This window comes from Allocatenococcus thiocycli, assembly GCF_921292965.1.
Classification (GTDB): domain Bacteria; phylum Pseudomonadota; class Gammaproteobacteria; order Enterobacterales; family Vibrionaceae; genus Vibrio; species Vibrio natriegens.
In genome coordinates this window covers 36,962-59,087 of sequence record NZ_CAKLCK010000051.1, presented here as the reverse complement: position 1 = coordinate 59,087, position 22,126 = coordinate 36,962, and the positions used below count along the sequence as shown (strand labels likewise).

15 protein-coding genes are annotated in these 22,126 nt (G+C 43.0%); 8 read left to right on the top strand and 7 right to left on the bottom strand.

Annotated features, from left to right (window positions below; all coding sequences use genetic code 11):
* Positions 1–269: 269 nt before the first annotated feature.
* The 6 genes from adhE (at position 270) to grxB (ending at position 10,680) form a co-directional block, all read left to right on the top strand.
* Complete coding sequence (adhE, locus tag L9Q40_RS21015) at positions 270–2,966, top strand: bifunctional acetaldehyde-CoA/alcohol dehydrogenase (protein WP_498794519.1); 2,697 nt, start codon at positions 270–272, stop codon at positions 2,964–2,966.
* A 568-nt stretch (positions 2,967–3,534) separates the two neighbouring features.
* Complete coding sequence (gene iolD, locus L9Q40_RS21010; RefSeq protein WP_498794518.1) at positions 3,535–5,466, top strand: 3D-(3,5/4)-trihydroxycyclohexane-1,2-dione acylhydrolase (decyclizing); 1,932 nt, start codon at positions 3,535–3,537, stop codon at positions 5,464–5,466.
* A 426-nt stretch (positions 5,467–5,892) separates the two neighbouring features.
* Positions 5,893–7,800, top strand: a complete 1,908-nt coding sequence (locus L9Q40_RS21005; protein WP_498794516.1) for a bifunctional 5-dehydro-2-deoxygluconokinase/5-dehydro-2-deoxyphosphogluconate aldolase — start codon at positions 5,893–5,895, stop codon at positions 7,798–7,800.
* A 111-nt stretch (positions 7,801–7,911) separates the two neighbouring features.
* A complete protein-coding gene (locus tag L9Q40_RS21000; protein WP_498794515.1) occupies positions 7,912–8,652 on the top strand; it encodes a sulfite exporter TauE/SafE family protein in 741 nt (246 codons plus the stop codon).
* A gap of 346 nt (positions 8,653–8,998) precedes the next feature.
* The gene (locus L9Q40_RS20995; protein ID WP_014232094.1) at positions 8,999–9,841 is read left to right on the top strand and encodes a MurR/RpiR family transcriptional regulator; all 843 of its coding nucleotides are present in this window, start codon (positions 8,999–9,001) and stop codon (positions 9,839–9,841) included.
* Between the two features lie 188 nt (positions 9,842–10,029).
* Positions 10,030–10,680 carry a glutaredoxin 2 gene (grxB, locus tag L9Q40_RS20990; RefSeq protein WP_498794514.1) on the top strand — a complete coding sequence of 217 codons (651 nt, stop codon included), beginning with the start codon at positions 10,030–10,032 and terminating at the stop codon, positions 10,678–10,680.
* Between the two features lie 54 nt (positions 10,681–10,734).
* Here grxB and L9Q40_RS20985 read toward each other — a convergent pair whose 3' ends face one another.
* Both L9Q40_RS20985 and L9Q40_RS20980 read right to left on the bottom strand, forming a co-directional pair.
* The gene (locus L9Q40_RS20985; protein ID WP_329351470.1) at positions 10,735–11,622 is read right to left on the bottom strand and encodes a DMT family transporter; all 888 of its coding nucleotides are present in this window, start codon (positions 11,620–11,622) and stop codon (positions 10,735–10,737) included.
* A 38-nt stretch (positions 11,623–11,660) separates the two neighbouring features.
* Complete coding sequence (locus L9Q40_RS20980) at positions 11,661–12,512, bottom strand: MurR/RpiR family transcriptional regulator (RefSeq protein WP_065296969.1); 852 nt, start codon at positions 12,510–12,512, stop codon at positions 11,661–11,663.
* 535 nt (positions 12,513–13,047) lie between these two features.
* On the opposite strand from L9Q40_RS20980, the gene L9Q40_RS20975 reads away from it, so the two are divergent.
* A complete protein-coding gene (locus L9Q40_RS20975) occupies positions 13,048–13,869 on the top strand; it encodes a sugar phosphate isomerase/epimerase family protein (protein ID WP_498794513.1) in 822 nt (273 codons plus the stop codon).
* Positions 13,870–13,961: 92 nt separating this feature from the next.
* On the opposite strand, the gene L9Q40_RS20970 is transcribed toward L9Q40_RS20975, so the two are convergent.
* The 5 genes from L9Q40_RS20970 to L9Q40_RS20950 all read right to left on the bottom strand — a co-directional run bounded on the left by L9Q40_RS20970 (position 13,962) and on the right by L9Q40_RS20950 (position 20,597).
* Positions 13,962–15,002, bottom strand: a complete 1,041-nt coding sequence (locus L9Q40_RS20970; RefSeq protein WP_498794511.1) for a LacI family DNA-binding transcriptional regulator — start codon at positions 15,000–15,002, stop codon at positions 13,962–13,964.
* Between the two features lie 222 nt (positions 15,003–15,224).
* The gene (locus L9Q40_RS20965) at positions 15,225–16,679 is read right to left on the bottom strand and encodes a sugar porter family MFS transporter (protein WP_498794510.1); all 1,455 of its coding nucleotides are present in this window, start codon (positions 16,677–16,679) and stop codon (positions 15,225–15,227) included.
* A 959-nt stretch (positions 16,680–17,638) separates the two neighbouring features.
* A complete protein-coding gene (iolG, locus tag L9Q40_RS20960) occupies positions 17,639–18,649 on the bottom strand; it encodes a bifunctional inositol 2-dehydrogenase/D-chiro-inositol 1-dehydrogenase (protein ID WP_498794509.1) in 1,011 nt (336 codons plus the stop codon).
* A gap of 200 nt (positions 18,650–18,849) precedes the next feature.
* A complete protein-coding gene (gene iolE / locus L9Q40_RS20955; RefSeq protein WP_420658885.1) occupies positions 18,850–19,746 on the bottom strand; it encodes a myo-inosose-2 dehydratase in 897 nt (298 codons plus the stop codon).
* Between the two features lie 47 nt (positions 19,747–19,793).
* A complete protein-coding gene (locus L9Q40_RS20950; RefSeq protein ID WP_498794508.1) occupies positions 19,794–20,597 on the bottom strand; it encodes a TIM barrel protein in 804 nt (267 codons plus the stop codon).
* Positions 20,598–21,023: 426 nt separating this feature from the next.
* On the opposite strand from L9Q40_RS20950, the gene L9Q40_RS20945 reads away from it, so the two are divergent.
* Positions 21,024–22,034 carry a LacI family DNA-binding transcriptional regulator gene (locus L9Q40_RS20945; protein WP_498794507.1) on the top strand — a complete coding sequence of 337 codons (1,011 nt, stop codon included), beginning with the start codon at positions 21,024–21,026 and terminating at the stop codon, positions 22,032–22,034.
* The last annotated feature ends 92 nt before the right edge of the window (positions 22,035–22,126 follow it).

Below are 22,126 nucleotides of genomic sequence, written 5' to 3'. Positions count from 1 at the left end.
ACCCTTCAGCACATTTAAAGGATAAGGCGTCATAAGCTTAGTAAAATTATACATTCGTTTTCCTGCAAACCGTGAATATTGATCACCCCATAACCTCTGTGAAAACAAGGCAAATTCCGTATGGGTAAAATAATTAAACAAACAGAAACTTTCTTATTTTAATTATTTATTTTTCTGAATTAAACAATGAATTAACGAGGTCTGAATATTTAAGTTCAGGCTTATCACATGATTTTTAGAAATGAAACCTTAAATTATTGGAGTAATCTATGCCAGTCACTAATATTAAAGAACTAGATGCCCTCGTTACTCGCGTTAAGAAAGCGCAAGAAGAGTTCTCTACTTACTCTCAAGAGCAAGTAGACAAAATCTTCCGTGCCGCTTCTCTTGCAGCTAACCAAGCTCGTATCCCTCTAGCGCAGCAAGCGGTTGAAGAATCTGGTATGGGTATTGTTGAAGATAAAGTAATCAAGAACCACTTCGCTTCTGAGTTTATCTACAACAAATACAAAGACGAACAGACTTGTGGCATCCTGGAAGAGGATGACAACCTGGGTACGATGACTATCGCTGAGCCTGTAGGCATCATCTGCGGTATCGTACCAACCACTAACCCAACTTCGACTGCGATCTTCAAATCTCTAATCTCTCTGAAGACTCGTAACGGTATCATCTTCTCGCCACACCCACGTGCGAAAAACTCTACTAACGATGCAGCGAAAATAGTTCTGGATGCAGCAGTAGCAGCGGGCGCACCAAAAGACATCATTGGTTGGATCGACCAACCTTCAGTTGAGCTTTCAAACGCTCTAATGAAACACGATGACATCGCACTTATCCTTGCAACTGGTGGTCCAGGCATGGTTAAAGCCGCTTACTCTTCTGGTAAGCCAGCAATCGGTGTAGGTGCAGGTAACGTTCCAGTTGTTATCGATGAAACGGCTGACATCAAACGTGCAGTGGCTTCTATCCTGATGTCTAAAACATTCGATAACGGCGTAGTGTGTGCTTCTGAGCAGGCTGCAATCGTGGTTGACGAAGTATACGACGAAGTGAAAGAGCGTTTCGCAACGCACAAAGCTTACGTACTAAGCAAAGCTGAAGCAGAGAAAGTTCGTAAAGTTCTGCTTATCGACGGCGCACTAAACGCGAAAATCGTTGGCCAACCAGCGGCAGCAATCGCTGAAATGGCAGGCGTTAAAGTGCCTGCAGACACGAAAGTGCTAGTAGGTGAAGGTCTAGGTAAAGTTTCTTACGACGACGCATTCGCTCACGAAAAACTGTCTCCAACACTAGGTCTATTCCGTGCTGACAACTTCGAAGACGCGGTTGCTCAAGCGGTAACAATGGTTGAAATCGGCGGTATCGGCCACACTTCTGGTCTGTACACTAACCAAGACGTTAACGCTGACCGCATCCGTTACTTCGGTGACAAGATGAAGACGGCTCGTATCCTAATCAACATCCCGACTACTCACGGTGGTATCGGTGACTTGTACAACTTCAACGTTGCTCCTTCTCTAACGCTAGGTTGTGGTTCATGGGGTGGTAACTCTATCTCTGAGAACGTAGGTCCTAAACACCTAATCAACAAGAAAACTGTTGCGAAGCGAGCTGAAAACATGTTGTGGCACAAACTACCTAAGTCAATCTACTTCCGTCGCGGTAGCCTTCCAATCGCGCTTGGCGACCTAGAAGGTAAGAAACGCGCATTCCTGGTAACTGACCGTTTCCTATTCAACAACGGTTACGCAGATGACGTAGTGAAACTACTGAAAGCACAAGGCATGGAAGTTCAAACGTTCTTCGACGTTGAAGCTGACCCAACGCTATCTGTAGTAGAGAAAGGTGCTGCTCAAATGGCGAGCTACCAACCAGACGTGATCCTAGCGCTAGGCGGTGGTTCACCGATGGATGCTGCGAAAATCATGTGGGTAATGTACGAGCACCCAGAAACGCACTTCGAAGAACTAGCAATGCGCTTTATGGACATCCGTAAACGTATCTACAAGTTCCCTAAAATGGGTCAAAAAGCTGAGCTTGTTTGTATCACAACAACTTCAGGTACAGGTTCAGAAGTTACTCCATTCGCGGTTGTTACTGACGACAAGACTGGCGCTAAATACCCACTGGCTGATTACGAGCTAACTCCTAACATGGCTATCGTTGATGCGAACCTTGTTATGAACATGCCTAAGTCTCTAACTGCATTCGGTGGTTACGATGCAGTAACTCACGCTCTGGAAGCTTACGTATCTGTTCTTGCGAACGAATACTCAGATGGCCAAGCTCTACAAGCACTTAAGATGCTAAAAGAGTACCTACCATCAAGCTACGCGAACGGTGCAAACGACCCAATCGCTCGTGAGAAAGTACACAACGCAGCAACTATCGCTGGTGTGGCGTTTGCGAACGCATTCCTAGGTGTATGTCACTCAATGGCGCACAAACTAGGTGCTGAGTTCCACGTACCACACGGTTTGGCTAACGCACTGCTTATCTCTAACGTTGTACGTTACAACGCGAACGATAACCCAACTAAGCAAACTGCGTTCTCTCAATACGACCGTCCACAAGCACGTCGTCGTTACGCTGAAGTTGCAGACCACCTAGGCCTAAGCCAAGCTGGTGACCGCACTGCTCAGAAGATTGAACGTCTACTAGCATGGATGGATGAGCTAAAAGCGAACCTAGACATCCCAATGTCTATTCAGGCGGCTGGGATTAATGAAGCCGACTTCCTGAATAAGGTCGAACAGCTAGCGATAGAGGCGTTTGATGACCAATGTACTGGTGCCAACCCTCGCTACCCACTCATTGGTGAGTTAAGAGACATTCTCAAAGACTCTTTCTACGGACGCGCTTATACCGAGTCAGAGACAGAAAACGGCGTGACCGATAAAGAGGCCGAAAAGAAACCCGCAAAGTGTAACGTAAAAGCAACCAGCAAAGCTGCGTTGGCATAACCACTAAAACACGCCTCCTCTACGTCTGAGGGGGCGTTAATCTTACGCTACATACTTTCCATCAAAGCGGTCTCTCTGATAAGTCACAGCTCCACCAAATATTCTTATCAATGTACATCATCGCTTGCTTCTCAATGTCCACCACGCCTATACGTTACCTATCTCATTAAAAGCGGATGCCTTGATACATGACGCTATTGTCGTCGCTTTTAATGTAACTTTTTCACGGCTTCAATCGACTTTATTAATGCCTTAGGAGGCCGATTTTTCACACGCTCTAACGGCAAGAAGTTGGCAAATGTAAATTTTCACTCTCTTTTATCTCATGAAATGAAAATTTCGTAATTTTGCAAAAAGTATCATCCATCACACCATTATTTTGTTTTTAGTGAATCAACACGCCACAATCTAATCAGGATCACAAAAGCTGACAACATTTCAGAAAAACATTGCAATGAAATAAATGTTCCATAATATCTAAATCATTAGATTTAATATGCTAGCAAGGCATCAGGTCACAAGTTTCGTCTCACCTGCTGTCGACTAAATTATCTGGAGTAAAGTGGTTATGAACACGATTAAAATGACAACCGCACAAGCGCTGGTTAAGTTTATGAATCAACAGTATGTTGAGTTCGATGGAATAGAACATAAGTTTATTCATGGCATCTTTACCATCTTTGGTCATGGCAATGTTGTCGGTCTGGGACAAGCACTAGAAGAAGACGCAGGCTCACTCGAGGTATATCAGGGCTGTAACGAACAAGGTATGGCTCATATCGCGATGGGTTACGCGAAACAAAACAAGCGCAAAAAGATCTATGCCGTCACCTCTTCTGTCGGCCCTGGCGCAGCAAACATGGTAACAGCAGCGGCGACAGCAACGGCGAACCGCATCCCAGTGCTTTTCTTACCGGGAGATACTTACGCGACTCGTCAGCCAGATCCTGTTCTACAGCAAGTTGAGCAATATCACGATGCATCAATCAGCACCAACGACTGCTTCAAACCCGTTTCACGTTACTGGGATCGCATTACTCGCCCAGAGCAATTGATGTCTGCAATGGTTAACGCGATGCGTGTATTGACGGATCCTGCCGACACTGGCGCAGTCACGATTTGTTTACCACAAGATGTGCAGGGTGAAGCTTACGACTTCCCAGAGTACTTCTTCAAAAAACGCGTACACCGCATTGAACGTCGTCCAGCGACTAACCCAATGATTGATGACGCGGTTGCTCTAATTAAGAGCAAGAAGAAACCGATGCTTATTTGTGGTGGTGGCGTACGTTATTCAGAAGCACACGATGCATTCCGTCAGTTTGCTGAGCGACACAATATTCCTTTCGGTGAAACTCAAGCGGGTAAGAGTGCGATTGTCCACGACCACGAACTTAACTTGGGTGGCGTAGGTACCACAGGTTGTCTTGCTGCTAACCGAATTGCGCGTGATACAGACTTAGTCATTGGTGTGGGTACTCGCTTTACCGATTTCACCACATGCTCTAAATCACTATTCCAGAACCCAGATGTGGATTTCTTAACCATCAACGTCTCTGAGTTTGATGCAAGCAAATTAGATGCAACTTCGGTTGTCGCTGACGCCCATATCGCTCTCGAAGCAATCGGTGAAAAGTTAGCTCAACTTGGCTATGTAAGTGGCTACAGCGACGAAATTAAAGCAGCTAAACAAGCTTGGGACAAAGAACTAACCCGCTTATTCAATGTTCAAATAGGCGAAGGTTTCGTTCCGGAAATCGGTGGTCACTTTGATGATGAGTTGGCGGAATACCGTGAAGCACTTAATACCGACTTAGCCCAAACCCGCGTACTAGGCTTGCTAGATGAACATCTTGAACCTGATGCCATTATTGTCGGTGCGGCGGGCTCTCTTCCAGGCGATCTACAGCGCGTTTGGCGACCAAAACGTCCGGACACTTACCACATGGAGTATGGATATTCATGCATGGGCTACGAAGTGGCCGCGTCGATTGGTGCGAAAATTGCGAATCCAGAGCAACCGGTTTACACCATGGTCGGTGACGGTTCCTACATGATGCTGCATTCAGAGCTACAAACATCGATTCAAGAGGGCGTGAAAATCAACGTACTCTTGTTTGATAACGCGGCATTTGGCTGTATCAATAACTTGCAGATGAACCATAAAATGGGCAGCTTCGGCACCGAAAACCGTTTCAAAGACCCGAAAACAGGCAAGATGAGCGGTGGATTAGTGCCTGTTGATTTTGCAAAAAACGCTGAGAGTTACGGCTGTAAAGCCTACCGAGTGCATACAGAAGAAGAGCTCATCGCCGCATTGGCTGATGCTAAACAGCAAACGGTATCAACCCTGATTGATATAAAAGTGCTACCGAAAACCATGACAAACGACTACGAGTCATGGTGGCGCTGTGGTACGGCTCAAGTCGCTGCGAAACCAGAGATTGAAGCTAAAGCTCAGGAAAACTTAGAGAAATTGAAAAAAGCGCGTCAGTACTAAACGATCAAGAGCTCGGGGTAAATAAAGTCTCACTCACTTCCTCACCCTGAGCTCAGGATAAATACTAACAATAAGTTTAATCGAGCGGTTTGCCCGTCCAGCGTGACTCCTGAGACGGGCTTTTTTATTTGTCGTAGTTCGAAATATCGCCTTGGTTATAACGAGCCACCAGCGCTTAAACCCTATTTTTCAGCTACGCGAATCCATTTTTTCAACTTCCAACAACATTTGAAATTTATTTTCCGACTTGATCACAAAACGAATCAAATATCCCACTTTAAATTGAAAATGAAACAAATATTCCGTACAAAGGTTTTATTGAAACGTGAAACGCATATGGGCATTGCCTTAACGCAGACACAAAAACTTTAGCATTGGAACCATCCTAGTGATGACGGTAAGAGTTTAAGCTCTGAGGAGAAGAATGTGAGTATTGAGAAAAAGCTAGATGTCATTTGTATGGGCCGCATTGCGGTTGATCTTTACGGTCAACAGATCGGCGCTCGTTTAGAAGACATGGGATCTTTTAATAAGTACCTTGGTGGCTCATCAGGTAACGTGGCTTACGGCACAGCAGTACAAGGATTGAAATCATCAATGCTTGCACGCGTTGGTGACGAGCACATGGGCCGTTTCCTACGTGAAGAACTCGAGCGTGTTGGCTGTGATACTAGTCACTTGATCACTGACAAAGAGCGTTTGACGGGGCTGGTTATTCTGGGCATCAAAGACGAAGATACTTTCCCTCTGATCTTCTGCCGCGAAAACTGTGCTGACATGGCAATCAGCAAAGATGACTTTACTGAAGAGTACATCGCGTCTGCTCGCTGTCTGGCAATCACTGGTACTCACCTATCCAATCCAAAAACGCGCGAAGCCGTACTTACCGCATTGAAATACGCTCGTCGCAATGGTGTAAAAACAGCGCTAGACATCGACTACCGCCCAGTACTTTGGGGGCTGACTTCACTGGGTGATGGCGAAACTCGTTACATCGCTTCAGACAAGGTAACTCAAGAACTGCAAGAAGTACTTGGCCTGTTCGATGTTATTGTCGGCACAGAAGAAGAGTTCCATATTTGTGGTGGTACAGATAACACTATCGATGCACTAAAAGCCGTACGTAAAGTTTCTGATGCTGAACTAGTGTGCAAACGTGGTGCACTGGGCTGCTCTGTATACAGCGAAGAAGTGCCAAACGATCTTGATGACGGTCTGACCATTCACGGTGTTCGCGTTGATGTACTTAACGTTCTTGGCGCTGGCGATGCATTCATGTCTGGTTTGCTACGTGGCTACCTAAACGACGAAGGCTGGGAAAAAGCATGTGCATACGCTAACGCCTGTGGTGCATTGGTGGTTTCTCGTCACGGCTGTGCTCCGGCAATGCCAACTAAGTTAGAGCTTGATAATTACATCACTCGCGCTGCTGATGTGAAACGTCCTGACCTGGATGTAGAGCTCAACCACCTACACCGCGTTACGACACGTAAAGCTCCTCAGTGGGATGAGTTATGTGTGATGGCATTTGACCACCGAAGCCAACTTGAAGACATGGCTCGTGAAGCGGGTACAGACACGGCACGTATCAAGACACTGAAAAAACTTATCTTTAAAGCAAGCCAACAAGTCGCACAAGAAGCGAACTTAGCGGGTAAAGCAGGCTTACTGTGTGATAGCACATTCGGCCAAGATGTACTCAATGAAGTGACAGGACAAGGTTGGTGGATTGGCCGTCCTATCGAGTTACCGGGTTCACGTCCACTGTGCTTAGAGCACGGTAACATCGGTTCACAATTAATCGACTGGCCTCTTGAGCACGTGGTGAAATGTTTGGTGTTCTACAGCCCAGAAGACGAGTTAGATATTCGTACAGAGCAAGAAGAACTGGTTCAAGAAGTCTACCAGGCATGTTGTAAATCTGGTCATGAGTTGCTACTGGAAGTCATCCTACCTGCTGGCGTGAAGAAAGAAGACAGACTTTACATTCAGGCTCTGGAGCGTTTCTACGACCTGGGTATCAAGCCAGACTGGTGGAAACTTCCGGCTCTTGAAGCCGATAGCTGGGACACGGTCAGCTCAGTAGTCACAGAACGCGATGCATTCTGCCGTGGCGTAGTCATCCTAGGCCTAGATGCACCTCAGGAAGAGCTACAAAAAGGCTTTAATGCAACAGCGGGTAAAGAGATCGTAAAAGGGTTCGCGGTTGGTCGTACGCTATTTGGTGAGCCATCACGTCAATGGCTGGCGAATAGCATTAACGATGAAACGCTGATCGAAAATATCAAGCAGAACTACCACAACCTGATTGCACTTTGGCGTCAGCGTGGTTAATTCCCAATAAAAACGCTAGATAGGTATGACAGCTTTTTCTGTTGGGCTTAAGTACCTGTTCTTAGCAACCCCAAAGCGCCCATCTGGGCGCTTTTTACATGGAGCGAAGAAATGATCATCACAGACCCATGGTTTTATATCGTATCCATACCCGCGGTCCTCATCTACGGAATCGGTAAAGGGGGACTCGGTGGCGCTTTAGGTGTCATCTCAGTACCACTGATGGCTTGGACCATCTCACCAACCCAAGCCGCTGCGATTCTGCTGCCGATCTTATGTGTGATGGATTTCTTTGCCGTTAAACACCACCGCCATTTTGCAGATACTCGGGTGATAAAACGCATGTTACCAGCATCGGCCCTCGGAGTAGCTCTGGCAGCGTTGTATTTAGGAAGTATGACCGAGTCTAGCGTGAAGCTGATTGTTGGACTGTTGTCGGTACTGTTCTTCTTTATGCACCTGTTCCAGCGCAAACAACCAAAACCCGGAGGAACGTTTTCAGCCTGGTTCTGGAGTACGTTATGTGGCTTTTCCAGTACCGCCATTCATGCTGGAGGTGGCCCTGCCAGTCTTTACCTGCTCCCGCTAAGGCTCGAAAAAACCACATTAATCGCAACGATGGCCGTCCTGTTTGCCATTATCAATCTGTTTAAACTGGTGCCATTTACTTTGCTTGGCACCTTCGACAGCACCAACTTACTGACTTCTTTGGTTCTCATGCCATTGGCACCAATAGGCGTAAAAATGGGTGTGTGGTTACTGGATAAAGTCCCTCAGCAAACTATCTACCAACTGTGTTACGGCTTCTTACTCTTATCCGGAACAAAATTGCTCCTTGAAGGGATAAGCTAAAACCATTCTTTTACCCGATAATTCTTATTACAAAACGAAATGACAAAAGGAGCCTTGTGGCTCCCTTTTATCGTATCTGCAAAAATTAAAGACGATTAACTCACGCCCAATATCGAAAAACCTCGATAAATCATCTGAAAGTAAATGAATGCCAACAAGGTTTGTGTCATCAAGAAACTTATCTAAAAACTATCAACGAGCACCGAAGATGATTTGAATTGATTCATTAGAAGTAAATGAGAAATAGATCGAATTTGTCAGATATGACAGCTATATGAACGATTTCATTTTTAAGCTAAAATGAAACACTTAAAGCAAGTCACAGAATGAATCTATGGAGAACATAATGTCAGCACCAACCACACTAAGTGAATTGCAAGACCAAATCAGGAATCGCTACGGTGATTTAAGTAAACGTCTTCAACAAGTTGCAGCTTATGTACTTGATAATAAAAGCAGTGTCGCGTTTGAAACTGTTTCTGTTATTGCTGAACAAGCTGATGTTCCGCCATCGACATTGATTCGTTTTGCCAGCGCTTTCGGCTACAGTGGCTTTAACGAAATGAAACAACTATTTCGTACAAACTTACTTGAAGAGACATCTAGCTACACTGACCGAGTGAAACTTTCAAAAAGCATGGATGCCGACGAAGAGCCACCAGAGCGCCCTATTGATATTCTGCAAGCTTTTGCACGCGCCAATACCAGTGCAATACAACAACTTTCGACTCAAATCGACGAAGACAGCCTCAACAAAGCGGTAAAACTGCTCTCTGAAGCAGACAATATCTACGTCATCGGTCTTGGACGCTCATTCAGTATCTCTTCATACTTAACGTACGCATTCCGTCACCTGAACAAACGTGCGTTTCTTATTGATGGGCTTGGTGGCATGTTCAAAGAGCAAATCAACATGATTCGCGAAAACGACGTAGTCGTAGCGATCAGTTTCTATCCGTACGCGCAAGATACGACTGATGTGAGTGATGCGTTAGCAAACACAGGCACAAAGCAGATCATTCTTACCGACAGTCAAATCAGCCCACTTGCAGCCTTCAGTGATGTCTGCTTTGTCGTCAAAGAAGGCAAGGTAGATGCATTCCGCTCTCAGGTGGCGTCACTATGCCTGGCCCAAACGTTAGCGGTTTCACTGGCTTTTCAGGAAAGCGAAAACAATTCGGCAGCATAGTCCGCTCAAAAATTCTGGGTGTATTGAGATACGCCCAGCGTCCACCTCTCCTCCCTTTTTTCCTGTGTTGTTTCGCTATTTGTTGTTGAGATCCCAATTAAATAGATAAAACAAATGAAAAAATAATTTCATTTTAATCTATAATTGAATATTAATTCCTTTAAATATTTTCAATAGGTAGGAGAAAGATGAAGTTATTTGTTTTTGAACATTGCCCGTTTTGTATCAAGGCGATGATGCTCGCGAACTTAAAGAACATGCCTGTCGAGTTTGTGTACTTACAAAACCACGATGTGGATGCGCGTATCGACAAAGTTGGCGCAAATATGGTTCCTATCCTTGAAAAAGAAGATGGTACCTACATGGCAGAAAGCCTTGATATTGTGAAATATTTAGATGAATGGGATGGCAACCCTGTATTATCAGAGGCTGTACATCAAACTGATATCGACCGTTACAATCAGGCAGTCAAAGGTGTTGAAGGTCCACTTGTACATCCACGCTGGATGGCAATCACTTTGCCCGAGTTTGGTAGTGCAGAGGCCAAAGCTTGGTTTACCACCAATAAATCGAAAATGATCGGAATGTCATTTGAGCAGGCGATGGCGCAAAGTAATGAGTTTCTCATTCAACTGAACCAAGCGCTGCTCACTCTGGAGTGGCTGACGCTGCCTTCAAGTCGCGATAATGTTCTCAGTTACGATGACATTAATTTCTACCCTACTCTGAGAAACCTTACCCTAATCAAAGGCGTGGAGTTCCCACCAAACGTTCGTCTCTATATTGATGAAGTGACGGCGTTAACCAACATTCCGCTTTATGACCACGTAGCGGTATAACTAACTTAGCGCCCAATCACACGGGCGCTGATTGTTTTTAAAAAGCACATTGTTTTAAAAAGCACGCAGCCTCTTCACCTTCACTCGTACTAAGTCCCAGCATCGATAAACCATCAACGCGGTTAAAATAAGTACGATACCCAGAATTTTATTGGTCGACATCACTTCATTTAGCCACACCACACTGATCAACACCGTCCATAAGGGCTCTAATGTCATCAACAAAGCAGCATTGGTTGCATTTGTGCCGCTCTGACCTTTGATTTGAATGAAAAAGCGCAGACATGTCGCCGGAATGACACTAGCGGCAAACCAACCCAACGTACTCATACTGATTGAAGTGGGCCAAGACTCTATACAGGCGGAAAAAAGAATTGCCAATAGGCCGCCAGTGAAAAACTGAACACAAGTGAGGTAAAGCACGGGAATAGTTTGAGAGTGATGACTATTACAAATGAAATGTAACGCCACAAAAGCCGCCGAAATAAAAAAGAACAACTCACCCGTAGACATTGAGAAACTGCCCGAGAGGGATAGAAAATACAGTCCCGCGCTGACGAATGGAAGAGAAGCCCAAAAAGGGCGTGTTGGCCGCTGTTTAAACAGCATCCACCCCCAGATAGGTACAAATAGCATAGAAAGGCTCATGATAAATGCGCCCACACCCAGTTCATCACTGACCGAGACGGCATAAATCCACAAAGATAGAGACAAACCTTGCAGCAGCCCTATCCATCCCGCTGTGACAAACTGCCGGCGATCGCCACGAACCAGCTGCTTCATGCCGAATGGCGCGATAATCACAGCGGCGCAAACAAACCGAAATCCAATAAACGCGAGTGGTGGTAGCTCCGCAACAGCCTGCTTTGAAAACAACCATCCCAGACCCGCTAATATGGTGGCAGAAAACAGATACAGTTCCGCTTTTTTATTTGAAGTCATTACCGCCTCTACGTTTATGGAGAACCAGCTACACCCTATTAAATATCCAGAGCGTCGACCTGCGTCTCTTCATTTGTGTTGTAAATAAGTGCAACCACAAGTGACTGAATCAAACATTGGGTTGCGGATAAAGTCCGATACTTTTCTAACTGCGACTCTTTAATCACAAAACAGGCATCGCTATTGGTTGCTATAGGGCTTACCTGGCTGTCAGTAATCGCTATCTTCTTTACGCCTTTTTCTTCCACGACTTCACTAACCATTACCGATTCGTCAGAATAAGGTTCACTGCTGATGATGACGACCACATCGCCTCTGTGTATCGTCTGCATTTGCTGCAGATAAATTGCCCCCAAACCATCAACAAGAAACACCCGGCGGTCAATACGTCTCAGTGCGTAAACAAGGTATGATGCCATGCCAAAGCTTTGCCCGAAGCCAACCACATATATATTATTCGCCTCATTAAGCAACGTAACCGCTACTTGGAGTGTGTCGTGCTCAATTTGCACGTTTAAGTCTTCAAGGGAGTTGATGTTCGCCTTAGCTAACTGAGCAAGAATATTCGCTGGAGTCTCGATATTCTGATCATCATCTAGGCCCGCACCAATCCGGGCATAGCCGGTGTAACTCTCCGTTTGTTCAGCTAAATTAATACGAAACACTTTTTTAATGTCATTGAATCCACGATAGTGAAATGCGTGCGCAAACCGAGTCAGCGTCGATGGCGGAACCTCCGCATTACGTGCTATTTCGGACACTGAATCGAACGCGATACTTTCCGGTTTTTCAACGACATACTTAGCAACTTGTTGTAACCGTTGACTCAAATCTTCATACTTTGCGTATATGTCCCTTTGCAATTCTTTGACGTTTGTTGCTGCAATCATATTCCCTCCTTGGAATAAGCTGTGCTTTATGAACAAGGCAACCATCAACCATCTCAACAAATACAATCCCAGCCAGAAAAACGTGTTGTCGAGAAGTTCGGGATTTACACAAAAGATGATCAGGCAATATCAATTCATTTTTGGAAATTTCATTCCATTTTAAATTAAAAATGAAATAACAGTCAATATAAATGATTTTCTGCGATGAAAGCGAGAAAGTGCCAAACATGAGCAGGTCAGAGCGCTTGATAATCCGCACTCAGTCAGTAGCTGACTGTTCGATGGATTTATTAAGCGGCCAAGAAATTGATTTTAATTATCAATTAAACTCAGGTGATTCATTGACTAAACGAAGATTGGCACGAGTTTTCCCGTGGTACTTTGCTGTTCATTGCAAGGGATTTGGTCTTTTCGCCCTTCTATCTTACTTCTAGCTCACACTATTTCATGAAATTTAATATTTAAAATTAATTAATTTGAAATTTAAATTCCAAAAAATATACTAATAGTATGACATCAATACAAGGACTCCCTTATGTTAAAAGCTCTACATGGTATTTCTACAAAAAGTAGTAACGTTATTACGGATGCTCATATTGCACATGATATTGGTTATGATTGCTTAGAAATTCTGGGCGATAAGCTTATTCGCTACCAAGATAACGGTGGAACGAATAAAAAATTAAAGGAAGTTCTTGATGGCTATGGTTTAAGTGCTGGGTGTATCAATGCCCTTCTTTCTATAGAGCGTCATCAAGGCGAAGAACGTACGCAAATGCTCGAAGAGGCAAGGAGGTTAACTCAAGCAGCAGCCGAACTTGATTGTCCAACGGTGCAAATTCTTGCCCTCAATGGTATCGATCACCTCCCGGACGATCAAATCATGGATATTATGACCGAGAATATTGGTTCCATCGCTGATATCGGTAAAGAATACGGAGTCCGATATCAAATAGAAGTTATTGCCTTTACTAAGTTTCGCTCGCTAGAACAGGGGCTTGAAGTTATCCGTCGCTTAGGCCGTGACAACGTGGGTATGGTGGTCGACTTTTGGCATTTATGGGCAACGGGATCTAAACCAGAAGACATCGCAAAATTAGATAAGAACCTCATCTATGGTGTTCACTTTTGTGACGGCCGATTACCCTATGAAGGCGAAGATTGGGATCAACTCGTCCAACGTGGTTACATGCCAGGAGAAGGTGATATCGATATTCAAGCTTGGGTGGATGCAGTTAAAGCGACGGGTTATGACGGTATGTGGTCAGCAGAACTACTGAGTCCGAAGCACTGGGAATATGACTTATATGATATTGCACAACAATGCTTTGATAATATGAAAAAGTATATTGGTTAATATTTCATTTTAATCATAGATAAAACGTGCCGTTAAAAATAAGCGATTAGAATTAACGGCACATATAGGGCATGAAATTCACTTTAGGTTTACTATATGTTTTCTCGACAGTAAGTATCTATAAGCACAGGTTCAAAACTTAATGGCGACTGGTTATTACCCTCTGACTGATAAACTACTTTAAACAACTGCTCGATCAGCTGCTCTTTTCTCGTTGATAATACGGTGTGAACTAAACCTTCATTCAAAGCGTCTCGTGTTACATCTGTTAGTTCATGACAAACAGTAAAAATTTCCTTTTTAGTACGATGATTTTTTAGCGCTTCAATAACACCTTCACTTCCACCTCCTGCACAATAAATAGCAGAAAGATTTGGATGACAAACGAGAAGCTCTTCTGCCGACTCTAAAGCAAGCGAATAATTTTCAAGGCTCATTGTCGATTCAATGACTTCAGTATCAGGAGCATTTTCCTCAAAATAGGAATAAAACCCACTCATATACCCAGATTGGCAATGGAACCTTTTACTTCCGGAAATAATACCCACTGCCCCATTATCATTAGCCATATGATGAATGTACCAGGCTGCAAGCCTACCCATTACATTGGGATTAATACCTAAATGGTGTATCACTTCCGTTGTATTTAATTGGCTAAGTAACGATATGAGGTTGACGCCATTGCTAGCTAGCTTGTCAACGGCTTCTATAATCTGGGGGTGTTCAGGAGAAACCAGTGCAATGGTGTCGTATGCGTCTGATATTCGATTGAGCAGTGTGGTGTAAGTCAGGTGGTTTAAGTCGTCTAGATAAAATATCTGTACCTTGCAGTGTGGATATTTATAATACGCCTCCTGTTGAATACTTTCGCCTAACAGCTTATAGAAATGCTGGTTTTGGGAAAGAAGAATTACCGCAAGATTTTTCTCCAGGTATGTATCATTTAAGGCAGTTTCGACCAGACGAGTTGCGCGGAACCCAATCTCCTCGGCTGAAGCGAGTACTTTTTCTATAGTTTTACGTCTAACCGTCGAGCGTCGATTCAGTACCCTATCAACCGTTGCAGTACTAACACCCGCATGCATAGCAAGATCCGCTATTGTTACTCTTCTATTCTTTGCTTTCTTCGTCATTAAATATCTTTATTAAGAGTGGGTTATAAGGGTAGCCTTTCAATAGCTTTGAAACGATATTGAGCCAAACACCTATCTACGCTCGACTGGTCTGATCATAAGAATGGCGCACAATCCAGTGACCTAACCGATTCAAAAGATAACAGGCTTAGTATGTTCAAAAACAAATAACGCTAAAGTTTAATAACCTTAGCGCTACGCATTAATAAACGTTGATCCTTCTTATGCTTTACTGCCTAATATGTGCTCTTCCATCTTTTCCAATGAAACGCCCTTAGTTTCTGGCAGGAAGCGAGCAATAAAGAAGTAAGACATCGCCATACACGAAGCAAAGAGCCACATAGGGAATGCACCATTAAAATGCTCATTTAACCATGCGTTATCGTTCATAATTGGGAATACAAGGCCGATAAAGAAGTTACTTACCCACATGCTTCCGATAGCAAATGACATACCCAACGAACGCATTCTATTTGGGAAGATTTCAGAAACGACAATCCACGCGCCCAAGCTCCATGAAAATGCGAAACAAATCATAAAGACCATCATCCCGAATAATGTCCAGTAGCCCATTCGAATGGCTTCTTCGCCCACTAGACCACTTGATTGATAGATGAAGTACGAGGTGAGTAATAAGCCAATTGTCGCGCCAATCGAACCAGCCTTGAGAAGCGGAGTACGACCCACTTTATCCATTAATAAAGAACCAATGGATGTACCAATAAGTTGAATCACACCAACCCAGATGGTTAAGAATAAAGAAATTTCTGCATTTCCAGTTACTTTTTCTAAAACAACAGGGGCAAAGTACATCATGACGTTAACGCCACTGGCCTGTTGAAAAATCGCAATTGCAGATGCAATAAAGACAAAAAACCAAAAGTGTTTCTCACGTACTACTGTCTGCTTGCTTGCGACTTGCTTGCTCACGCTTTCATCAACAATTGATTCTTGAATAGTAACAAGCTTTTCTTTCGCTTTTTCTGGATTGAATACACGAGCAAGGATTTTCTCGGCTTTAGCCATCTCCCCCTTCATCACTAGCCAGCGCGGAGATTCAGGAATGATCAAGGAAGCCACCAGAAATAACACACAAGGAATCACTTCCGAACCGAGCATAACCCTCCAGCCAGTATCAACTAGCCATGTTTCAGCCATACCTTTCGCAATTAAGTAGTTGACGACAAATATCACCACTTGGCCACCAACAATGGCGAAGTTTTGCATGCTGAGCGCTCGACCACGAACTATCTTTGGCGACACTTCCGAGATATACATTGGCGAAATGGAAGAAGCTAGCCCGACAGCCAGTCCTCCGATCATACGAAATACAATGAACCAAAAGAAGGTGTCAGCAAGTGCCGAACCTACCGCAGAGACTGTGAATAGAATTGCCGCAAAAATTAGCGAACGTTTTCGACCATATTTAGCACCAATTCGACCCGATGCCAGCGCACCGATAATACAGCCAATCGCAACATTTGATACCGCCCACCCCACACCGAATGAGTCGAGTTGGAAATATTGTTTTATTGGTCCGATTGCGCCGGAAATAACGGCAGTATCATAACCAAATAATAAGCCGCCCAGTGCAGCAATACTACAAATCAATAATACGTACCTAACGTTGTACTCTTGTGATATGACAGGCTTTGATATATCGCTTATTGCGGACATACATCCTCCTTGAAAGATCAAGCTCTTTATTTTTTAAAATTAGATTCGGGTCGTTCCACTCACTTTATTTCAAGGTTAAGTGCAACTCGTTCTTTATTGTATTCGGCTCAATTAACAATCTGAGAAGTCATTCTCAATGCATACAGATATCGACAACAATCGCGTATCTATCGGCTGACAACGATTACTTCTGACCAGATGGTTTTGTGCTAAAACAACCTTCTTACTTTTTGTGAAACTTATATTTTACTTTTAAAATATTTGAAAAAATTAGTTCACAAAAAGAAATCTAAACGATAAACCGTGATGAGACCGTGACAAGGCTCTCATAACATTTCATTAACAAGCCTTAACGTCAACTCCATCAATACTTCATATTCAAAAATGATGTAAGCCATCATTTTTTGAATAACTTATAATTATCATAAAGTTAAGACCAATCTTCCTTATAACAATGTCCAATAAAGACATTAAACATCATTCAATACAGGCTATATCTAGTGAGATTGTGGTAATAGTTACGCGCTCTACAAATAAACCATGTTGCTAAAACAAAAGACCAATCACACAAAAAACGGGGGATCCGTGTATCAAAAACACCCACAAGATGAAAATTTTCGAATAATTTATTTCATTTTTATGCAATTAAACCTTTGTGCAAAAGGCATTGTGTAATCTAGCTCTAAGGCTGTCGTTCCCCAATTACAGGTAACTTATCCGTGATTAAGCGTATAATTGATGCTCTAAACGCTGCCTCCTTACTCTGCGCTGCTAAGTCGCTACAAATCGAGAAAACTAGGGGAAACGGAAATCTTTTTGGCTTTTTTAAACAAAAATCCCTCAAAATTTATTGAGGGATTTCGACTAAATTAAGAGTCCAAGACTATCTGAAAATAACGATCAAATCGCAAAAGTAACCGACTGTCTAGCACTCTGTGCAGTAACTATTTTATTGAATTCTATTTGTAGAACTCTGGCGTTTCCGGCATGTCGATATCAACAACCTTGCCTGAAACGCGTGCTTCAGCACATGCATCTGAAGTAACCGCTGTGAAGTAGCCATCCCATGCATTAGGGCCATTTACTTCACCTGCGTGAGTTGCATCAATCCAGTCTTGAAGCTCCACGTCATACGCTTCAAAGAAGCGGTCTTTCCAATCAGTCAGAATGCTCGTAGAAAGTTTCGCATCTTTACGAGTCAATAGGCTCATTGGCTCTGGCAGATTAGCAATCCCCTCTTCACCAACGACTTGGCATTGAATATCGTAACCGTATTTACAGTTAACAAAAATTTCAGCATCAATATGAATGCCACTCCGAGTTTCTACGATCACCATCAGTGGATCCTGTAGCTTCGCATGGGTGTATTTCGTACGTTTTGGATTAATAACCTGAACAGATTTGTAGTCGTCACCCACTAACCAGCGCAATACATCGATTTCATGGATAAATGTATCCGAGAAAGGCATATCGCCATGGTAAGCTTCTGGAACTTCAGGGTTTCTGTGAGCACAGTGTACGAGCAAAGGCTCACCGAGCTCACCATTTGCAATTGCAGCTTTAAGCAATTTGTAGCCCGCATCGTAACGACGCATGAAACCAACCTGTACCAGTTTTTTACCAGCAGCCATTTCGGCTTCAACAATACGTTTGCAACCTGCAGCAGTGTCAGCGAGTGGTTTTTCACAGAACACAGGTTTTCCAGCTTTGATCGACTCAAGAACAAACTCTTCGTGCGTCGGTCCCCAAGACGTCACAACAACCGCATCGACGTCTGACGAGTTAATCAGATCCTTACCATTAGCGTAAACTTCAGCCGGAATATTCTCTTCGGTCAAAAATGCTTTTACTGCGTCAGGATCCACATCGGTAGCAGCAACCACTTTTGCACCTTGTAGAAGGTTATGAATCCTTTTTGCATGTTCTTTACCAATTGCACCTAAACCAATCACACCTACTTTTAAAGTCATGATATTCGTCCTTTAATTTTCATTTATTTTAGAGGTAATAAACCGCCGTCTGAATTGCAGAGTTTTATTTTTATATGAATAAACCAATACAGATTCAAATTAAATAGTGTTTATAATTTTTAATAAAATAAAAAGTTAATAGTTACATTTATAAAAATAATTAGTTCGAATTAATTTATAATAAACGCATTATATTGATTTTAAATTCCTGCAACTTCTCGAATATATTTTCGCGCTTTTTGTGCGTACTCTAGTGGATCTGCAACGCTAGGGTCCTGCTCTGCTTCTATTACCATCCAGCCTTCGTATCCAGCTTTATCTAACGCGTCAAATATTGGTTTAAAGTCAATTACACCGTCGCCAGGAACAGTGAAAGCACCTAAACGAACGCCATCAAGAAAACAGCGATGCTCATCGATGACTTGTTGACGCTTTTCATTACGAATGTCTTTTAAGTGGACGTGTGGAATACGACCAACATGTTTATCTAAAACTTCAAGGATCGCTGCTTGCGTACCTTCTGAGTAGTAGATATGCCCCGTATCTAGGAGTAAGCCAACATTATCGTTCGTCATCTCCATAAATCGGTCTATCTCTGATGGGGTTTGAACACCAGTCCCCATATGATGATGCAGACAAACTTTCATGCCCTTTGCGGCTGCAAGCTCAGCAATTTTATTGTAGCCATCAGCAACACGTTGCCACTCTTCGTCAGTCCAGTGCGGTTTTTCTTCAAAGACAGCTTTTTCAGTGCCCTGAATACTGCCACTTTGCTCCGAGCAACCAATAACCTTTGCGCCCATTTCATGTAGGAATTCCATATGCGCAATAAATTCAGTAATTGATTGATCTTCCTTACCATCTGCAAAGAAAGTGCTAAACCAAGCGTTACAAATCTGAATGCCACGAAGCGCCAATTTCTCTTTTAGTACCTTGGTATCTTTAGGGAACTTACAACCCACTTCACTACCAGTGAATCCAGCCAGAGCCATTTCACTAACACACTGTGCAAATGTATTTTCTGCCCCTAAACTTGGTAGATCATCGTTTGTCCATGCAATCGGCGCTGCACCAAGTTTTACTTTATTTTTGTCCATTAACGGCCTCCCAATATAGAGTCCACTATTAACGAGTTAATAATGGGTTAAATACGCTCAAGGATGAATTCAATACTTTCTTTCGCTGCTTCAACGTGATCTGGAAGTTCCCAAACAGGCGCAGAGAATGGTTCAAATGAGAAATAGCCTGTGTAACCAGCGTCAAGCAATTGTTTGATTTGGCCAACATTATCCAAACGGTCTTGAGCATTAATCATTAGACGGTGGGCGTCTAACATTTCATCAAACGTTATGGATTCATCTTCAACACCTGAGATATGAACTAAACCCGTTTGCTGTGGGAAAAGTTCAGTTTCTGATGCGCCCTTGTGGTGGAATGTGTCGTGAACGATCTTGAACGTATCTTCGAAACCGAGTTCTTTAATCGCTTCCACCGCTTCAGCTTTAGTGCGAAGGGATGAAATAGGAAAACCTAGGGGCTCAACATAGCCTTTGATGCCGTATTTATCTAAGATAGTTTTGAGGTGAGTTAAAGACTCTTTCACTTGTTCCTTCGTACGTTGGTTACTGTCATTCAAAGGGCAAAGAACCAGCGCCTCCGCACCACATGCTGCGGCTAAATCAGCCAACGTTTCTGCTTTCTCTTTTAATTCGTTATCCCATACATTGAACGGGTATACGGCATTAATAGTTAGAATTCGAACACCTGCGGATTTTGCTTTAGCGCCAATAACTTTAGCTTGCTCAACAGAAACCAAGCTATTCTCGTTTACGTCATTACGTAATTCGATAGCATCCAGTCCCAGCTGCAGTGCATAATCAATAAGAGCTTCTGCCGATACTTTTGGACAAAGCATGTGATTTAAAGCAAATTTAATTTTGGTGGTCATGTTCACTACCTCGTTATAATTTCACGTATTTATTAAATTAAAATATTAAATGTGGCTAACTAAGTAATAAACTTAGTAATCGGCGACCCAAAAATAGTAGCGATTACATATCGTTTTTGGTACTTATGTTTTGATGGGTTTTCATCAATGAAATGTGATCTAGTTTAAAATTAAGTAGCCATTGCTTTTTAAGTTTTATTTGCGTACTCAACCAGCTTGTTGTTCTGTTATTAATCAGCACACTTTATCTTCAGCTGACGATTAAGATAAACGAGAATGAAGTAATTATTCTAATAAGCGAAGACAAAGAGTTATCTCTAGAAATTTAACCATGCCTAGAGTATTGTCAGCGCTAGGGAAACCGAATATTCGTCAAGTGATACCCATTGATACACCAAACCACTGCCGTGTACGAACTATAGAGTTATGAAGAAATCAACTTTTGCTGTAATTGCAGAAAAAGCGCAGGTAGGCATTGCTACCGTAGATAGAGTTCTGAACGAGCGCGGAGGCGTCTCTCCAAAAACGGTTCAGAAAGTGATAAATGCAGCTCGAGAGTTGGGGATTAAACGTACACTGCCAGAAATATACCAAGCTCCTTGGAGGATAGAACTTATCCTCAGTCAGAACCCTTCACAATTTTTCAAATCTTTAACCCGAGGATTTAGTAAAGTTGCTCAAGGACACCAGTATCGTAATTTTCGCTTACGATGCAGCTTAGTACCTGAGAGTCAGCCCGAAAAGCTTGCTAATCATCTAGAGAACAGCGCCGATAAGTATGACGGTATCATCGTATTTGCAAATGACAATGACACCATTTATCAAGCACTTGAGAAATGCCATTCTAAGGGAACCCCTGTTATCACACTAGCTACCGATTTGCCTGATAGCAAAAGGTTATGCCATGTGGGGATCGATCAGTATCAGATAGGAAGAACGGCCGCTTCACTGATGTCTAAAATGCTGCCAGAGCAAGGAAAAATCCTTCTTATGAGCGGGCGATTCGACTATCAGGCTCATATACAAAGAATGAAAGGCTTCAAAGATGTGATAAGAAAGCGAGATAATATTGCGTTAAGTGATGTTCTATATGGCAATGATGATAAAGAAACCATTAAGCGTATTTTGAGTCAACAAAATAACAGTGACATCATCGGTATTTATAATTCTGGAGCAGGAAACAAAACCATCGGTAATTGGATATCAAGTAGAGGTAAGGCTGGTTCTTGTGCTTTTATCACTCATGAGCTTTACGATACTACCGAAGAGCTATTAAAAAATAATACGCTTTCTTTCTCGCTAGACCAAAATGCTCAGCGACATGCAGAACTGTCGCTGGATATTATGTTTAACCACTTATCTAACGGCTACTCTCCCGATACTTATACAGATGGGAAAGTACCATTTAGAATTATAACTGAAGAAAATATCATCTAATTTAACGCGAAATAAAGAAGCATAAGCCATTAGCTTGGTGATTAGTTAATACTTACGTTATTACACAAAGATTGATGCCATAAATAAGTAGT